Raw genomic sequence first — 14,374 nt, 5'->3', positions numbered from 1 at the left:
AGTAAGAAGATCCTCTACTAGAGAGGTTTATGTCAATCTCTTAGAGCTGCGTTTATGGGGACCTATGGTGAGGTTTTAGATGTATTCGCACCACGATGAAGTAAGTCTTGCTGCAAGAGTCTTATCGGAGAATTTGACAGTCGGTTTGGCTGAGCCGTTAGGCTAGTGTATTCTGCCGGTAAATACAGCAACCAACATTCTGCGGGCGGAAGGAATGTTCGAGACTGCTCAATTATCGAATCTGGAAGCGATGTGTTGCGAAAGCTAGTCAATGATCGCCGATCGGAAATTTGCCGGAGCTCTCGCTTCGGCGGCCTTGCTACTGATCCCGTTTAGTCGAGTCGACGCCGCGTTGACTGTCTTGGCACGAAGGCGGATCGTTTTCTGCTAACTAATCCAAAACTTATCCAGATCATGAAAACCCTCATACCTATATTATCTGCTGTCCTTTTCTTGTTCGGGATGGCTTCAGCGAATAGCGGCCCGAAGGAGATTTCGAGGGCCGAGCTACGAGATAAAATTCACGGGTACTGGATCGGGCAGATTGCTGGTAACTATCTTGGATTTCCTTTCGAAAACCTCTACGAGGAAGAGCCGATACCTATATTGATCGACCGATACTATGACTACCGTGATGCTGGTCCCGCCGACCTGAAGATGAATCTCACTGATCGTCGTTCATTTACCCCGATCATGGCGGATGCGATGGGTGGGGCATGGAGCGACGACGATACAGATATCGAATTCGTGACACTGCATGCAGTCGAGCTGCATGGGCTCGATATGAGCTACGAGGATTTGATGGGTATTTGGAAGGTGCACGTCAATCGGTTCATTTGGGCGGCGGCTCGAAACGCTCGGGACCTTATGGAGGAAGGCGTATCTCCGCCCGAGACAGGTAGCAGAGAACGGAACGCACGGTGGTTTGGTATCTCATCGCAGTTGATGACTGAGATTTGGGGAGCGTTTTATCCCGGAATGCCGGAGCGGGCTGGCGAGCGAGCAGAGTGGAATGCCAAGATGCTGTCGGACGAGTGGGCGACTCATCCCGATATTGCATACGTCTCAATGTACAGCTCAGCGTTTTTTGAGGATGACGTGAAGGTTCTGGTGGATCGGGCCATTGCGGCCTTGCCGGAAGCGAGTCCTTATCGGCAGGGAATGGAGGACGTGCGAGAGTGGAAGGCTCAGTATTCAGATTGGCGCGACGCTCGGAAAAGGATGCACGAGAGGTATTTTGAGCGGATAGATGGCGTCCTCATAGACTATCCCCTAGGTGGAGCGGTAATCAACGGTCTGGCGGGGACGATGGCTATCCTGTATGGAGAAGGGGACTATCTAAAGACCGTATCGATCGCAACGTCTCTTGGTTATGATTGCGATAACCAAGCGGCGACTTGCGGAGGTCTGTTGGGAATCATGCACGGTGGCAGCTCCATTCCAGAGAGACTGACGCTCGATCTACCTAGTCGCGGCCGTTGGGAAGAACCGTTCAACGATTTGTACATCAATTATTCGCGAGATGGTTTGCCCAACGTGACTCGAATTTCCGACATCGTTGATCGCATTTTGGCGATAGCGGAAAGGGCGATTCTCGAAAATGGCGGACAAAAGGTCGGATCAGGGGAAAATTCGGTGTATCGGATTCCGTGATACTCGACTCGTAGTTATTGTTGACTTGGGGGAAATGCTTAAGTCTAGGATCTCATTGCAGGTCCCCGCTGTCTCGAGTTGCAGGATTAGGAACTTTCTTGTATGCTGCTGCTATGAAATTGAAGTTTATGGAGGCAAAAAAGAATCCTGGAGCGAGCTACAGTCGCCCTCTTGAGGTCCTAACTGACGACGAATTGTCCCAGGATGAAAAGAGGAAGGTGCTAGAATCCTGGAAGGCGGAAGCTATCCACCTCGAAGAATCTTCGGGCGAGGGGTTTGGCGGTGGCGAGCGCAGCAACCTCGATGAGATCGCGGAAGCGTTGAAGCGAGTGTAGGAGAAAATGCGCTTGGTGGCGAGTTCTCAAGAGTATCGTTGATAGTACTACCAGTTTCCGGTTTCGCCGGATACGATCGCTTTTGAGAACGCAACGAGAAGCTGGATACAGTGTTCGGCGTCTTGCAGGTCGATCATCTCGCTCGGGGTGTGCATGTAGCGAAGTGGGAGGCAGATGAGGCCAGTGGCAACACCAGGGCCGGCTACTTGGATGGCTCGGGCATCGGTGCCAGTGGGACGCGGGTCGCTCTCGAGCTGGTAGGGGATGTTGTTGGATTCGGCGGCTTCGATCAGCTTTTTGAATACGATCGGGTTGATATTCGGGCCGCGGGTAATTATGGGACCGCCGCCAAGTTTGAACTCACCGAACTTGCGTTTGTCGCAGTCTGGGTGGTCGGTGGCGTGGCCGACGTCGACCGCTACTGCGAAGGTGGGTGCGGCGTTATAGGTTGAAACCATCGCTCCGCGTACGCCGACCTCTTCTTGGGCGTTTGCGACGGAGATGACTTTGGCTTGCAGCTCATCCTTTTCCTTGGCGAGTCGGCGGAGGGTCTCTCCCACTATGTACGAGCCTCCTTTGTTGTCAAAGGCGCGGGCAGTGGCAACGCTACCGTGGATGAATTCGAACTCGTGGTTGTAGGTGGCGACGTCGCCGACTTGGACCCGAGACTGGGCGTCGGCTTTGTCCTTAGCGGCTATGTCGATCCACATCTCATGTATCTGCGGTACTTTCTCACGGTCTTTGGAATCCATAAGATGGACTGCACGTTTGCCGGTAACGCCTTTCACAATGCCATTTTTAGTTTGGATGAGCACGCGGCGTCCGGAGATGACGATACGATCGTGTCCTCCCAAGGTTTGGAAGTAGAGAAAGCCATTGTCGTCGATGTAGTTGATTTGCAGGCCGAGCTCATCGAGGTGGCCTGCGAAGAGGACGGAGGTCTCTGCATCCGGATTTAGGATACCGATACGATTTCCAATAGTGTCCTTCTGGTAAATGTCAGAAGAAGGTTCGACGTATTTGTCGAAAACGGCTTGAGCTTGCTGCTCTGCCCCAGAGGGGCTTTTGGCTTCGAGGAGTTCGAGGAGAAATTCTGGTGCTTTCATGGAAGGGCGAAATAGGGGAGTGGATTCCTACTGGGCGATGTTGTAGGTCTTTCCGTTTTCGAGGGAGGAGGGATTATCGAGGAGCTTTGCTATTTCAGCTGCAATGGTATCCGGTGATGGGATACGGCCTTCTTCCTTGAGCTTAATGAAGTGTTCGACGTCTGGAAAGGCCTTGGGGGAAGTATTGCGGATTTGCTCCTGCATAGCGGTTTCCATAACGCCAGGGTTGATATTGACGAAGGTGGTGGGATTGTCCGCGGTATCCTGTTCCTTTGCGATGGCACGGACAAGTTGTTCTTGGCCAGCCTTGGAAGCACAGTAGAGTGACCAGCTTGCCTTTGGGCGTTCGGGCAAGGCCGCTCCGGACGAAATTTGCAAGAATGCCTTGGGGATTGGGAGCGACTCGACGCGACTCACGAAAGCCGCTGCGGCGAGCGCGGAATGAGTGAGGTTAGCGGCGATGGTTTCCTCGATTTCGAAGGGATCGAGGTTTTGTATCGGTTGAAGCAGGCCGAGGCGACCTGCGTTGGCGATGAATATCACGCTTTCAGACTCTTCGATCGGCTCTGATTCTAGTGCTTGCTGGAAAATGCTATATGCAAGCTGAGGTTTGGTGAAGTCGCATGTGTGGAAGGTCCCGGAGAACTCTCCTTGCGTACGGCCAAAGCCGACGAGATTAGTGTTTTCGTTGGCGAGAGATTTGCTGAGGGCTTGTCCGAGCCCTTTGGATACACCAGTTATTATGATCGTACGCATGGTTGGCTTTCGGGCGAGTTGAAACTCGCCCTTCTAGTTTGAATTACAGTTCGTCTACAATGTCTTCGAGAGGGTAGCTGATTATCTCGGCGAGAGTGGGATGGTACCAATGGGTCTTGAGGAGATCGGCCGCGGTAAGGTTATTGGAGACGGCCACGGAGAGGGCGTGGATAAGCTCGCCGGCGTCTTTCGATACTATTTCCGCTCCGAGGATACGTCCTGTCGGCTTTTCGCCGAATAGGCGAACGAAGCCGTATTTGGCTTCCATTAGGATGGATTTGCCATGGTCGTCAAAAGGATAGTCCGCCGCGATGTACTCGATGCCACGCTCGTCGAGGGTTTTCTGGGTGAGTCCGACGCGAGCCACTTGAGGATCGGTGAAGACGACGTCGAGCATGTGGTCGTAATTGAGTGGGCTGAAAACGCTTGATTTGTTGAATGCGTGCCGAGCTGCATATTCGCCTTGGAGGACAGCGGTATGCACGATCTCGAAAGGTCCGGCACAATCGCCCGCCGCGTAGACGTCAGGGTTGGTGGTGCGCTGGTGTTCGTCAGTTTTTATTTGTCCGTTTGGTAGGAGATCGATCCCAGCGTTATCCAGTCCGAGATTTGAGGTGTTGGGAGTGCGACCAAGAGCATTGACGACGTATTGGGCGGTAACTGATTTCTCGAATCCTTCGTGATCGAATACTGCTTTGTAACCTGTGTCCGTTTTTTCGATACGCTTGAGCGAGGTTCCGGTGAATAGGTCTAGACCTTCGTTGCGGAACGCTTTTTCGACCGTTTCGGAGACGTCCGCAGCTTGGTCTTTGAGTATGTGCGAGCTACGCTGGATTTGCGTGACCTTGCTACCAACTCGGTTGAGGAATTGAGCTAGCTCGCAAGCGACGACACCGCCTCCGAGTATGATGGTCGACTCCGGTAGGAAATCGAGGTCGAGCACGTGGTCGCTGGTCCAAATGTCCTCATGCTCGAGTCCTGGTATTGGTGGGACGGATACTTTAGATCCGGTGCCAATTATGAACTTTTTTCCTCTCAGTTGGGTGCCGTCGGCGAGTTCCAGGGTGTTGCTGTCGATGAATTTTGCGTAGGAGCGGTAAAGATCGTATTTACGGCTCCTCATCGATTCGACTCGGTAGTCTGTGAACTCCTTGATAATGTCCAATTTACGCTTGTGGAGAGCCGGCATATCGGCGGTGGCACTCGGGATATTCAGGCCAAATTTATTGGCGTTTTGAGCGAGGTGTAGGACTTCGGCTGAGTAGATGAGAGTTTTCGAGGGCATGCAGCCGCGCAGGATGCAGAGGCCGCCTAATTCTTCCGCACCGTCGATGACAGCAACGCTATCGGAATATCCGCGAGCGACGCGGGCTGCATTGAAGCCGCCAGAGCCGCCGCCAATTGCGATAAAATCGTAGGTTTTCATTTAAAATGGAACAGTGGGTAGGGTGTTAGGCACTCGGATTGAAATGAATGGATTCGGCTATTTGTTCAGCTGTCGCCTTGTCGGTAAGCTTTTCAACGAGCATGAGTGAGAAATCGACTGCGGTTCCAAGGCCTTGGGAAGTTGTGATATGTTCATCGACGACCACGGGGTTGTCCGAAGCATTGGGTAGGTCGTCACGAACGGATCGGTGCGATGTGGCTGTGCGCGTATCCAGGATACCGTGGTGGGCGAGTATTTTGGGTGCGGCGCAGAGAGCTGCCAGTTCTTTGGCATCCTTGTCCTGAGCAACAAGAATGTCGCGGACTGCTTGGTTTTCGAGGAGTTCGAGAACGCCGGGACCTCCCGGAAGTATCACGAGGTCAAACGAGTCAGAAGCCACCAGCGAAAGGGCGACGTCTGCGGCGAAGGTGATTTGGTTGCGCCCTGTGACCTGGGGTTGGCCGTTGACGCTGGCGACAGTGACTTCGATGTCGGCTCGTCGTAAGATATCGACGGGGGTGAGAGCCTCGATTTCCTCGATGCCGTCGAAAACGATGACGAGGGCGTGTTTGCGTTGGCTGGGCATACTGTTTTTTGGGGCATGGTTGGGACTTCAGGCAATCATTTTGCGATTCAATCCTCAGGCTGTCCCGTTTCTTGTCGCCGCTTTGGCTTGCGAGTCACTGGGATGAAGGTGAGAACAAGCGGATGTTGGCAGGAAAGGGAAAGCGGCTTTTGGTGTTGGGTTGCGGCTATTTAGGACGTCTGCTGGTTGCAGACGCGTTACGTAGGGGGATGCGTGTTTTAGCTGTAACGCGTAATTTGGATACATTGGCAGAAGTTGCGAAAATGGGCGCGGAAACAGTTTGTGGCCTGGTGGATACCGACGCTTGGCATGAGGCTGCCGGTAGCGATGTCGATTTCGTGGTCAATTGTGTGAGTTCCGCTGGCGGCGGGCTAGCCGGGTATCGACAATCTTACATAGGGGGGAACGAGTCCTTGCGCAAATGGGCGCGGTCGGTTGGCTTTGCAGGTAGGGCGATATACACCAGTAGCGTGAGTGTCTATGGGGATGCTGGGGGAGCGTGGGTGGATGAGTGTTCTGCGCCGGAGCCCGCCAATGAGCGGGGAGCTTTGGTTCGACAGTCGGAGCAGGTGTTTTTACGCGGCTTGCGAGGAGCGCAGGCTACGGTGTTGCGTCTTGCGGGTCTGTATGGGCCTGGGCGTCATTTGATGTTGGATCGTTTGCGATCGGGCGAAGATGAGCTAGCGGGTTGGGGCGACTATTATCTGAACTTAGTGCGAATTGAGGATGTGGTCAGATCGATTTGGAGTTGTTTGGAGGCGGAGTCGCCTGTGGAAGGAACATTTACGGTGGTAGATGACGAGCCAGAGTTGAAGCAGGAGATCGCTTGCTGGATTGCGGAAGCGGTCGGCAATCCAACGCCTCGATTTACGGGAGAAGCTGATACCAGCGGGCGGGCGTCGCGGCGATTGGGCGAGAACGGACGTCCGGCGAACCGTCGCATCAGCAATGCCGCCTTGAAGAAAGCGGTGGGCTGGAATCCGCGGTTTCCGAGTTTTCGGGAGGGCTTTGGCGATCTGCTGAAAGAGGGTTAGAGATTGACGCTGCGGACAGGTGGATGCAGCTTGGCCCGCTGTTTTACGCAACGATTAACCCGAAACTATTTAAGAGAAGGAGCTGAATTATGGCTGGAGTTGGCAAATTGATGAAGCAAGCCGCTAAGATGCAAAAGAAGATCGAGCTGATGCAGGAAGAGCTTGCAAATAAGGAACTCGAAATTTCTAGCGGTGGTGGCGCGGTAGTGATTAAAATCAACGGTCAGAGTGAGTTTAAGTCGCTCAAGATCGACCCGGAACTACTTAAGGAAGAGGCTAGCCTAGTCGAAGAGACCTTGCTCGAAGCGGTGAAGGAAGCGGCCTCTAAGGCAAAAGCTTTCAATGAAGAGGAAATGGCTAAGGCCACGCAGGGTTTCAGCATGCCCGGGTTGATGTAGTTGCTTTTTTGTTACGTTTTACATGACTCCTGCATTCGAAGCGTTGCAAAAAGAGCTCAAGCGATTGCCCGGTGTGGGATATCGCTCCGCGGAACGGATGGCTATCCATCTGTTGTTAGAAAAGCCTGAATCGGCGAAGCGGTTGAGTGACGCAATTCTAAGTGCAAGCGAACGAGTGCGTAGCTGTTCGACGTGCGGAAACGTTTGCGAGGAGGAGCTGTGTGCGATCTGCGAGGATGTGCGTCGCGAGGAGAGCGGCTCTTTGTGTGTGGTTGAACATGTGAGCGATTTGATGGCGATCGAGAAGTCGGGTGCTTATCGTGGGAGGTACCACGTGCTTCACGGAAAGCTGTCTCCCATAAATGGAGTCGGGCCGGATAATTTGAATATGTCCGGTCTCGCCGCCCGCATCGAGGCAGAGTCTGTGACGGAGGTAATTCTGGCCTTGCCGAATGACGTAGAGGGCGAGGCGACTTGCCATTACTTGACGGAATTGGTGGAAAGCGATTCCGTTGAGGTTTCGCGAATTGGCTTTGGTTTACCAAGCGGAGCGTCGGTGCTGTATGCAGATTCTGGAACTTTGAAAAGCGCGCTTGACGCTCGCCAACGATATTAATTTCGGGCTTTCTGGAACCATGCTACCAGACGTATCCAACGAAGTTGTATATGACAGAGCGACAGTCGATGAGCTGTTGCTTAGGCAGAAGGACGGGCGTCCGCTGTTGCGGCGCTTGTTCGAAATCTATCTCGAGGAAACGCCTCGCTTACTTGAGGAATTAGAGACGTCATTCGCTGCCAAAAACGAGGAAGAGGTACATGAGGTGATTCACCAAATGAAGGGATCTGCGGCGGCTTTGGGAGCTCGGAAGCTTTTTCGGATCACCGAGTCGGCGCTCTCGCTAAGCCGAAACGGTGAGATACTCAAAGTGGAAAATCTTGTGGAGCGAATTGAAGACGAATCTGACGCCTACATCCGGGATGTTTCGGAGATTTTGAATCGTCATTAGCAAGCCGAGTAGGCTGACGGGTTGAGCCCCCTTCCATTTGTTTTCCGATACCGACGGGACCCAAAAAAAGGCGTCCCTGCTCAGGAACGCCTTTTCGTGGAAATAGAATTTTCTGCGATCAATCTTGGCTTACCAGCTTCAGCTTTACAGCGAGACGGGTCATATCGGTAGCGCCGCGGAGATTGAGCTTTCGCATGATATTCGAGCGGTGAGCGTCGATTGTGCGGACGCTGAGGTTGAACGAACGGGCGATTTCCTTCGAGCTGTAGCCTTCGCCGACCATCTGCAGTACGTCTGTCTCGCGAGGGGTGAGCATCTTGAGGCTGTCGTTGTAGTCCTTGTTAGTGATGGGCTGGCGAAGCAGCTTGTAGGCTTCAGGGGAGTAGTAGACAGCTCCTTTGAGGATCTGGCCGATAGCATCCTTAAGGCTTTCGATGGAGCTGTTCTTGGTGACGAGGCCATTCACCCCGCGCTCGACGGTGTTTTTGACGATCTCTGGGGTGAAGTGAGCTGATACGAGGATTACCTTGCATTCAGGAGTGCGGTCCTTGATGCGGTTGAATACGGTTAATCCACCGAGCTTCTTAATTTTGAGGTCGAGGATTACGAGGTCTGGCTGGAGGTCGAGGCAGGCTTGCAAGCCTTCTTCCCCGTCGTCGAACTGTCCAACCACTTCCAGCCCAAAGTCGGTCCGGACGATTGATTCAGTGAGTTCTCTAAAGAGTATTTGGTCTTCGATGAGTACGACTTTCATTCGGTCTACGGTCTAAATACAGGTGCTGGCTGTTGGTGTTTTCTTAGGTGTCTATTCAGGTAGTTTACGTATTACTACCAGTTGGATTCCGTCAATTAATGATCATGAACCAAGGCTAAGCAACATGTTTGTTGCCGCTTTACGGTCTATTATTGAATTGCCGGAATATTATTACGATACCTTTGGGGTGAAGCCCCTAACGGCGGAGACACGTTGTTCTAAAGGTCGACCTCTTTGGGAGCATTTAGAATCGAACGAGGCGACTTGAAAACCGTAGGTAAATGTATTGGGCGCTCCGTCACATCCTGATTTAGTGTTGAATGGAGTGGATATTTGGCTAACCCCGATTCTTTGTCCTGCTTGATAGCAATATCCGAACAATCCTATGGCACTTAGTAGAGTAGTAATAACTGGCGTCGGCCTCACTTCTCCCAATGGCAACACGCTTGAGGAATTTCGTCGTAGTCTCCTGAAAGGCAAGGGTGGAATCAGCCGAATCGACATGCGCTACATGGGGCAGGTCCTAGCGGGAGTTTGCGATTTTGAAGCAACCAAATACCAGAAGCGCAAGGAGTTGAGAGTCGGGACGCGCGCTGGAAGCATTTCAATCTACTGCGCTCGCGAGGCTTTGGCGGATGCAGGCCTTGCGGTGGATCAGCTGGATTCCAAGCGGACCGGAATCTACGTCGGGACTACTGAGCATGGAAACGTCGAGACAGAAAACGAGGTCTACAATATTTCCCAGTTCGACTACGACACGAAGTTTTGGTCGCATCACCACAATCCAAGAACCGTTTCCAACAATCCAGCGGGTGAGGTTTCCCTGAACCTAAAGGTGCACGGGCCGGCTTACACTATTGGAGCTGCCTGCGCGGCTGGAAATTTGGGACTCATTCAGGGGATGCAGATGCTTCAGCTCGGCGAAGTCGATTTTGCGATCGCTGGTGGCGTTTCCGAAAGCATCCGCTCTTTCGGAATTTTCGCCGGTTTCAAGAGCCAAGGGGCGTTGGCTGAGCACGAGGACCCGAACAAGGCGTCCCGCCCTTTTGACGTGGATCGAAACGGAATCGTGGTTTCCGAAGGAGGGGCGCTCTACACGCTCGAACGCTTAGAGGATGCTCAAGCCCGTGGGGCAAAAATTTACGGCGAAATCGTTGGCTACAAGATCAACTCGGACGCCACAGACTACGTTTTGCCGAATCCGGAGCGACAAGCTGAATGTATGCGTGGAGCACTCGAGAAGGCGGGGATACAGCCCAGCGACATCCACATCGTCAGCACGCACGCGACTGCGACACCACTGGGAGATATTCAAGAGTGCGAAGCTGTGCGGGAGGTCTTTGCCAACTGCCCCGACACTCACATCAACAATACCAAGGGCTACATCGGCCACGCCATGGGGGCCGCTGGTTCTCTGGAACTCGCGGGTAATCTCCCGTCGTTCGAAGATGGACTTGTTCACCCCACGATCAACGTGGATAATCTGGACCCTAAGTGCGATTTGCCGGGGCTGGTCATCAACGAACCGAAGCAAGCGAAACGGGTTGACGCCATTCTTAATAATTCCTTTGGTATGCTCGGTATTAACTCGGCGCTGATCATAAAGCGCTTTTCGAACTAGCAAAGAAAACTTACATGACCAAAGACGAATGCAAGCAAGTGGTGCTCGACATCATCGCAGAAATAGCTCCTGACGAGGATCTTAGCGATGTTAAAGGCGAGGTCGCCCTACGTGAGCAACTGGATCTCGATTCGATGGATTTCCTCGATATCGTGATGGAACTTCGTAAACAGCACAGCATCGAAGTGCCCGAAGCCGACTATGTGCAGCTCGCTTCTTTGGATAGCTGCGCGGAGTACCTGACTCCTAAGTTTAACGCACTGGTCTAAGAGACACTCTTAGCAGATCAATTTTTCGAATTGGCCCACCGCGAGCGGTTGGGCCATTCTTGTATCCATGAGTTGAGGACGAAATGTCTGAGCATTACGACGTAGCGATTATCGGAGCGGGGATGTCCGGCCTAGCGGCTGGGATTCGCGCAGCCCACTTCGGAAAGAAGGCTATCATTCTCGAGCAGCACAACGCTCCAGGAGGCTTGAACAGTTTTTATGCGAAGGATGGGCGCAAGTATGATGTCGGCCTCCATGCCATGACGAATTTTGTGCCAGCCAAGGAGCGTCGAGCGATTTTTAACAAGCTGCTGCGGCAGTTGCGCATCGATCGAGCGGAGCTCGATTTGATCGAACAAAAGTCTTCTCGTGTTGCGTTTCCAGGTGTCAACCTGCGGTTTGGGAATGACGAAGCCTTGCTTGAGGCCGAAGTGGAGCGCCTGTTTCCCGGGCAAATCGATGGGTTCGTTCGTCTAAGCGTCGCAATTCGGAATTATCCTGATCTGGATTTGAACCAGCCTTATCATTCCACGCGAAAATGGATCAAGCAGTTCGTCACGGATCCGCTATTGGAAGAGATGATCTTTTGCCCGTTGATGTATTATGGATCTGCGGTCGAGGACGACATGGACGTGGGGCAGTTCGTGATAATGTTTCGCTCGATCTTCCACGAAGGCTTGGCACGGCCGGCCGAGGGAATCCGTTTGTTGATTCGTGTCGTTTTGGATCGCTACCGCAAGCTCGGCGGTATCCGGAAAATGAAGACAGGCGTAAAACAGCTGATCGCCGAGGATGGAAAGATCTCCCGTATCGTATTACAGGACGGTTCCGAGGTTACGGCGGACGTGGTGTTGTCCTGTGCGGGCTTGCCCGAGACGTACGCCCTCGTCGATCCTTCGCTCGTACCGGACGAGTCGAATCAGGCGGGCAAGCTCTCGTTTTCCGAAACGATTGCCGTTTATAACTCGCTCCCCGAAACATGGGGATGGGGAGATGATACAATTGTATTTTTCAACAACGCGGAGAGATTTTCCTATCGGAATCCAGCGGATCCGATCGATTTGCGGAGCGGGGTGATTTGTTTGCCTAACAACTTCGAGTTTGGCGATCGCCCTCTGAAGGAGGGGCTCGTTCGAGTCACGTGCTTGGCTAGCCATGATAATTGGTGCGGGTACTCGGACGAGGAGTATGAAAAGGCGAAAACGGATTGGTTCGAGCGTATCCAAAAATCGATACTCCCCATGATGCCCCCGTCGACTCGCGAGTATGCTGGTGATTTGGTGGCGACCGACATGTTTACGCCACGAACGGTCAAGAAGTTCACTCGGCGTGCTCGTGGTGCGATCTATGGATCGCCGGAGAAGGTTAAGGATGGCCGGACTTCGTGGGATAATCTGTTCCTTTGCGGAACGGATCAAGGCTACCTAGGAATTGTAGGAAGTATGCTAAGCGGCGTCGTTATGGCGAATGAGCATGTGCTCAAAGGCTAGTTTTCTCGACCGGTTCTAGTAGTAGTAGATTACCCAGGCGCAGACGGCCGCGAGGGCGGTGAATGCTAGGGCGCTTATGATTAAGCATCCTCGCTTCGTATCGGCAGCGGCGCTTTTGGTGTCGGGTCCGAGTTCGGTGTAGAGGTCGCTGACGACCTGTCCGCGAGGCGCGGATTCGAGATCAAGGCTTGGCGCAACTTCCTTGTCGTCGGAGATCGCATCGATTAGTCGGCTTGTTTTTGGGCTTTTACTGGGGGCTGCCGTGTTTATTTCCCGGTCGATCTCTTGGTTGATCCAATCGAGATGATCGAGGATGAGCTGCTTTTGTTGTCTTAGCTTTTGAAGTCGTTCGCTGTCCATGGCGCCGTGTGCTTCCTAGGGATCGGCTGATTTGGGTGTAGGTTGAGCGAACTGGCGAGGTTGATCGTTCAAAATCAGAGGGAGATGGGCATGAAAAAGCCCTCTCCGGTATCTCAGAAAGGGCTTGGAAAGTGCAGGGCGTGAGTTGCTTACGCTTCGACGGCTACCTTACGGTGCTCCTTGTCGAAAACGACGTTGCCGTCTGCGAGAGCGTAGAGGGTGTGGTCACGTCCCATACCAACATTCTTGCCAGCGTGGAAGCGGGTGCCGCGTTGACGGACGATGATGTTGCCTGCGATTACGTTTTCGCCGCCGAACTTCTTAACTCCGAGGTTCTTTGGGTTGGAATCGCGTCCGTTCTTGGAAGTTCCTTGTCCTTTTTTGTGTGCCATGACTGGAGGGTGCTATGTTCTAGCTAAAGGTTTTGTGATTAGGACTCGATGGAGTCGATCTTGATGACGGAGAGCTCTTGGCGATGGCCGCGGCGGCGTTCGTAGCCCTTCTTAGCCTTCTTCTTGAAGACGACGATCTTGCGACCGCGCTTGTTTTCGAGAATCGTTGCGGAGACCTTGGCGCCACTGACGAAAGGTGCGCCGAGCTTGAAAGCATCGCCTTCGCCCACGGTAAGGACTTCGCTGATTTCGAGCTTTTGGCCAGCTTCCGTGTCTGGGTAGCGGTTCAAGATGAGAACGTCGCCTTCTGTTACGGTGTACTGTTTGCCCTGTGTTTGAATGGTTGCTTTCATCGGAAAAATTGGAAACCGCGTAATAAGGTCGCTTTGCGGTGTTTGATCAATCTTTTTATCGGAAAAATTTCGGTAAATGGATGTAGAAAGAGTTCGCGGTTATTTCAATGAGGCAGGCACAGTGCAACACTATGCGAAGGCGGTGGCCAACGTTGGGCTTTGGGAGTCTGAGAAGCTGTTGTTCAGCAAGTACTTCTCTCGTGAAGAAAGTTTGCTCGATTTGGGCTGTGGAGCCGGTCGCGTCGCGATTGGACTATGGGAGGAGGGCTTTGAAAGCGTTTTGGGCACCGATTTAGCGGAGGGCATGGTGCAGGAATCTAGAGAAATAGCGGACTGCCTGGGCTGTCCTTTTCGATTCCAAAGAGAGGATGCCACCGATTTGAGTTTTGAAGAAGGGCGTTTTAGCGGGGTGGTTTTTGCCTTCAATGGGTTGATGCAAATTCCTGGACGTCAGGTGAGAGAAGCCGCGCTGCAGCAAGTTTATAGAGTGCTGCGCCCTGGCGGTGTCTTCATCTTCTCAACTCTTGATCGGGAGGATCGCCTCTACTCGAAGGTCTTCGCGGTGGCGAATGATCCCGAGCATGACTTGGCGCAGAACGACCAACTTGTGGACTTTGGTGACCGGCACTTCGAAACGGAACACGGAACCACCTTCATGCACGTGCCGTTGCGGAGCGAGGTTGTGGCTGACTTGTTGGGCGTGGGCTTCGAACGCGTCGAGGATGCGATGCGTAGCGAGCTAGCCTGTGAGCGGGCTGCGGTACTCGATTTTTCCGAGGACTGCCGCATGTGGGTGGCTCGGAAACCGCTTTGAACCCGGTGAGACCCTCTATA

Annotated in this window: 18 protein-coding genes; 10 read left to right on the top strand and 8 right to left on the bottom strand. The window is 53.0% G+C overall.

What is annotated here, in order from left to right; all coding sequences use genetic code 11:
- Nucleotides 1–414 precede the first annotated feature (414 nt).
- Nucleotides 415–1,653, top strand: coding sequence for an ADP-ribosylglycohydrolase family protein (locus QEH53_RS14820; protein WP_309023996.1), 1,239 nt, complete (start codon nt 415–417; stop codon nt 1,651–1,653).
- Between the two features lie 113 nt (nt 1,654–1,766).
- Nucleotides 1,767–1,988 carry a hypothetical protein gene (locus QEH53_RS14815; RefSeq protein WP_309023995.1) on the top strand — a complete coding sequence of 74 codons (222 nt, stop codon included), beginning with the start codon at nt 1,767–1,769 and terminating at the stop codon, nt 1,986–1,988.
- A 47-nt stretch (nt 1,989–2,035) separates the two neighbouring features.
- Here QEH53_RS14815 and QEH53_RS14810 read toward each other — a convergent pair whose 3' ends face one another.
- Genes QEH53_RS14810 through QEH53_RS14795 form a run of 4 tightly spaced genes read right to left on the bottom strand, consistent with a single transcriptional unit; the run spans nt 2,036 to nt 5,862 of the window.
- Nucleotides 2,036–3,094, bottom strand: coding sequence for a M20/M25/M40 family metallo-hydrolase (locus tag QEH53_RS14810; protein ID WP_309023994.1), 1,059 nt, complete (start codon nt 3,092–3,094; stop codon nt 2,036–2,038).
- A 27-nt stretch (nt 3,095–3,121) separates the two neighbouring features.
- Nucleotides 3,122–3,850 (bottom strand): SDR family NAD(P)-dependent oxidoreductase, encoded by a 729-nt coding sequence (locus tag QEH53_RS14805; protein WP_309023993.1) that lies wholly within the window; start codon nt 3,848–3,850, stop codon nt 3,122–3,124.
- A 43-nt stretch (nt 3,851–3,893) separates the two neighbouring features.
- Nucleotides 3,894–5,276 carry a dihydrolipoyl dehydrogenase gene (locus tag QEH53_RS14800; protein ID WP_309023992.1) on the bottom strand — a complete coding sequence of 461 codons (1,383 nt, stop codon included), beginning with the start codon at nt 5,274–5,276 and terminating at the stop codon, nt 3,894–3,896.
- Nucleotides 5,277–5,301: 25 nt separating this feature from the next.
- Nucleotides 5,302–5,862 carry a DJ-1 family glyoxalase III gene (locus tag QEH53_RS14795; RefSeq protein ID WP_309023991.1) on the bottom strand — a complete coding sequence of 187 codons (561 nt, stop codon included), beginning with the start codon at nt 5,860–5,862 and terminating at the stop codon, nt 5,302–5,304.
- A gap of 122 nt (nt 5,863–5,984) precedes the next feature.
- Here QEH53_RS14795 and QEH53_RS14790 point away from each other — a divergent pair, with 122 nt between their 5' ends.
- From QEH53_RS14790 to QEH53_RS14775, 4 genes are all read left to right on the top strand, one after another.
- Nucleotides 5,985–6,896, top strand: a complete 912-nt coding sequence (locus QEH53_RS14790; protein ID WP_309023990.1) for an NAD-dependent epimerase/dehydratase family protein — start codon at nt 5,985–5,987, stop codon at nt 6,894–6,896.
- An 89-nt stretch (nt 6,897–6,985) separates the two neighbouring features.
- Entirely contained in the window at nt 6,986–7,294 is a 309-nt protein-coding gene (locus tag QEH53_RS14785) for a YbaB/EbfC family nucleoid-associated protein (RefSeq protein WP_309023989.1), read from the top strand.
- A 22-nt stretch (nt 7,295–7,316) separates the two neighbouring features.
- A complete protein-coding gene (gene recR, locus QEH53_RS14780) occupies nt 7,317–7,910 on the top strand; it encodes a recombination mediator RecR (RefSeq protein ID WP_309023988.1) in 594 nt (197 codons plus the stop codon).
- Between the two features lie 19 nt (nt 7,911–7,929).
- Nucleotides 7,930–8,301, top strand: a complete 372-nt coding sequence (locus QEH53_RS14775; protein WP_309023987.1) for an Hpt domain-containing protein — start codon at nt 7,930–7,932, stop codon at nt 8,299–8,301.
- A 118-nt stretch (nt 8,302–8,419) separates the two neighbouring features.
- On the opposite strand, the gene QEH53_RS14770 is transcribed toward QEH53_RS14775, so the two are convergent.
- Nucleotides 8,420–9,055 carry a response regulator transcription factor gene (locus QEH53_RS14770; RefSeq protein WP_191616704.1) on the bottom strand — a complete coding sequence of 212 codons (636 nt, stop codon included), beginning with the start codon at nt 9,053–9,055 and terminating at the stop codon, nt 8,420–8,422.
- A 385-nt stretch (nt 9,056–9,440) separates the two neighbouring features.
- Between QEH53_RS14770 and QEH53_RS14765 the strand changes: the two genes are divergently transcribed.
- From QEH53_RS14765 to QEH53_RS14755, 3 genes are all read left to right on the top strand, one after another.
- Nucleotides 9,441–10,676, top strand: coding sequence for a beta-ketoacyl-[acyl-carrier-protein] synthase family protein (locus tag QEH53_RS14765; RefSeq protein ID WP_309023986.1), 1,236 nt, complete (start codon nt 9,441–9,443; stop codon nt 10,674–10,676).
- A 14-nt stretch (nt 10,677–10,690) separates the two neighbouring features.
- Nucleotides 10,691–10,945: a phosphopantetheine-binding protein gene (locus QEH53_RS14760; RefSeq protein WP_309023985.1), complete on the top strand. Its 255-nt coding sequence runs from the start codon at nt 10,691–10,693 to the stop codon at nt 10,943–10,945.
- A gap of 83 nt (nt 10,946–11,028) precedes the next feature.
- Nucleotides 11,029–12,435, top strand: a complete 1,407-nt coding sequence (locus QEH53_RS14755; protein WP_309023984.1) for an FAD-dependent oxidoreductase — start codon at nt 11,029–11,031, stop codon at nt 12,433–12,435.
- Between the two features lie 15 nt (nt 12,436–12,450).
- On the opposite strand, the gene QEH53_RS14750 is transcribed toward QEH53_RS14755, so the two are convergent.
- From QEH53_RS14750 to rplU, 3 genes are all read right to left on the bottom strand, one after another.
- Nucleotides 12,451–12,795: a hypothetical protein gene (locus tag QEH53_RS14750; protein WP_309023983.1), complete on the bottom strand. Its 345-nt coding sequence runs from the start codon at nt 12,793–12,795 to the stop codon at nt 12,451–12,453.
- 149 nt (nt 12,796–12,944) lie between these two features.
- Complete coding sequence (gene rpmA, locus QEH53_RS14745; protein ID WP_309023982.1) at nt 12,945–13,187, bottom strand: 50S ribosomal protein L27; 243 nt, start codon at nt 13,185–13,187, stop codon at nt 12,945–12,947.
- A 38-nt stretch (nt 13,188–13,225) separates the two neighbouring features.
- Complete coding sequence (rplU, locus tag QEH53_RS14740; RefSeq protein WP_309023981.1) at nt 13,226–13,540, bottom strand: 50S ribosomal protein L21; 315 nt, start codon at nt 13,538–13,540, stop codon at nt 13,226–13,228.
- Between the two features lie 76 nt (nt 13,541–13,616).
- Here rplU and QEH53_RS14735 point away from each other — a divergent pair, with 76 nt between their 5' ends.
- Complete coding sequence (locus QEH53_RS14735; RefSeq protein WP_309023980.1) at nt 13,617–14,354, top strand: class I SAM-dependent methyltransferase; 738 nt, start codon at nt 13,617–13,619, stop codon at nt 14,352–14,354.
- Nucleotides 14,355–14,374 lie beyond the last annotated feature (20 nt).

This window comes from Pelagicoccus sp. SDUM812002, from assembly GCF_031127835.1.
Classification (GTDB): domain Bacteria; phylum Verrucomicrobiota; class Verrucomicrobiia; order Opitutales; family Opitutaceae; genus Pelagicoccus.
This window is presented reverse-complemented; position numbering and strand designations above follow the sequence as displayed.

Excerpts from the sequence above, each read along its gene's own strand:
- rplU (WP_309023981.1), bottom strand. The coding sequence starts at position 13,540 with ATGAAAGCAACCATTCAAACACAGGGCAAACAGTACACCGTAACAGAA.
- QEH53_RS14790 (WP_309023990.1), top strand. The coding sequence starts at position 5,985 with ATGTTGGCAGGAAAGGGAAAGCGGCTTTTGGTGTTGGGTTGCGGCTAT.
- QEH53_RS14805 (WP_309023993.1), bottom strand. The coding sequence starts at position 3,850 with ATGCGTACGATCATAATAACTGGTGTATCCAAAGGGCTCGGACAAGCC.
- rpmA (WP_309023982.1), bottom strand. The coding sequence starts at position 13,187 with ATGGCACACAAAAAAGGACAAGGAACTTCCAAGAACGGACGCGATTCC.
- QEH53_RS14800 (WP_309023992.1), bottom strand. The coding sequence starts at position 5,276 with ATGAAAACCTACGATTTTATCGCAATTGGCGGCGGCTCTGGCGGCTTC.
- QEH53_RS14815 (WP_309023995.1), top strand. The coding sequence starts at position 1,767 with ATGAAATTGAAGTTTATGGAGGCAAAAAAGAATCCTGGAGCGAGCTAC.
- QEH53_RS14770 (WP_191616704.1), bottom strand. The coding sequence starts at position 9,055 with ATGAAAGTCGTACTCATCGAAGACCAAATACTCTTTAGAGAACTCACT.
- QEH53_RS14765 (WP_309023986.1), top strand. The coding sequence starts at position 9,441 with ATGGCACTTAGTAGAGTAGTAATAACTGGCGTCGGCCTCACTTCTCCC.
- recR (WP_309023988.1), top strand. The coding sequence starts at position 7,317 with ATGACTCCTGCATTCGAAGCGTTGCAAAAAGAGCTCAAGCGATTGCCC.
- QEH53_RS14810 (WP_309023994.1), bottom strand. The coding sequence starts at position 3,094 with ATGAAAGCACCAGAATTTCTCCTCGAACTCCTCGAAGCCAAAAGCCCC.
- QEH53_RS14820 (WP_309023996.1), top strand. The coding sequence starts at position 415 with ATGAAAACCCTCATACCTATATTATCTGCTGTCCTTTTCTTGTTCGGG.
- QEH53_RS14750 (WP_309023983.1), bottom strand. The coding sequence starts at position 12,795 with ATGGACAGCGAACGACTTCAAAAGCTAAGACAACAAAAGCAGCTCATC.
- QEH53_RS14795 (WP_309023991.1), bottom strand. The coding sequence starts at position 5,862 with ATGCCCAGCCAACGCAAACACGCCCTCGTCATCGTTTTCGACGGCATC.
- QEH53_RS14775 (WP_309023987.1), top strand. The coding sequence starts at position 7,930 with ATGCTACCAGACGTATCCAACGAAGTTGTATATGACAGAGCGACAGTC.
- QEH53_RS14760 (WP_309023985.1), top strand. The coding sequence starts at position 10,691 with ATGACCAAAGACGAATGCAAGCAAGTGGTGCTCGACATCATCGCAGAA.
- QEH53_RS14785 (WP_309023989.1), top strand. The coding sequence starts at position 6,986 with ATGGCTGGAGTTGGCAAATTGATGAAGCAAGCCGCTAAGATGCAAAAG.
- QEH53_RS14755 (WP_309023984.1), top strand. The coding sequence starts at position 11,029 with ATGTCTGAGCATTACGACGTAGCGATTATCGGAGCGGGGATGTCCGGC.
- QEH53_RS14735 (WP_309023980.1), top strand. The coding sequence starts at position 13,617 with ATGGATGTAGAAAGAGTTCGCGGTTATTTCAATGAGGCAGGCACAGTG.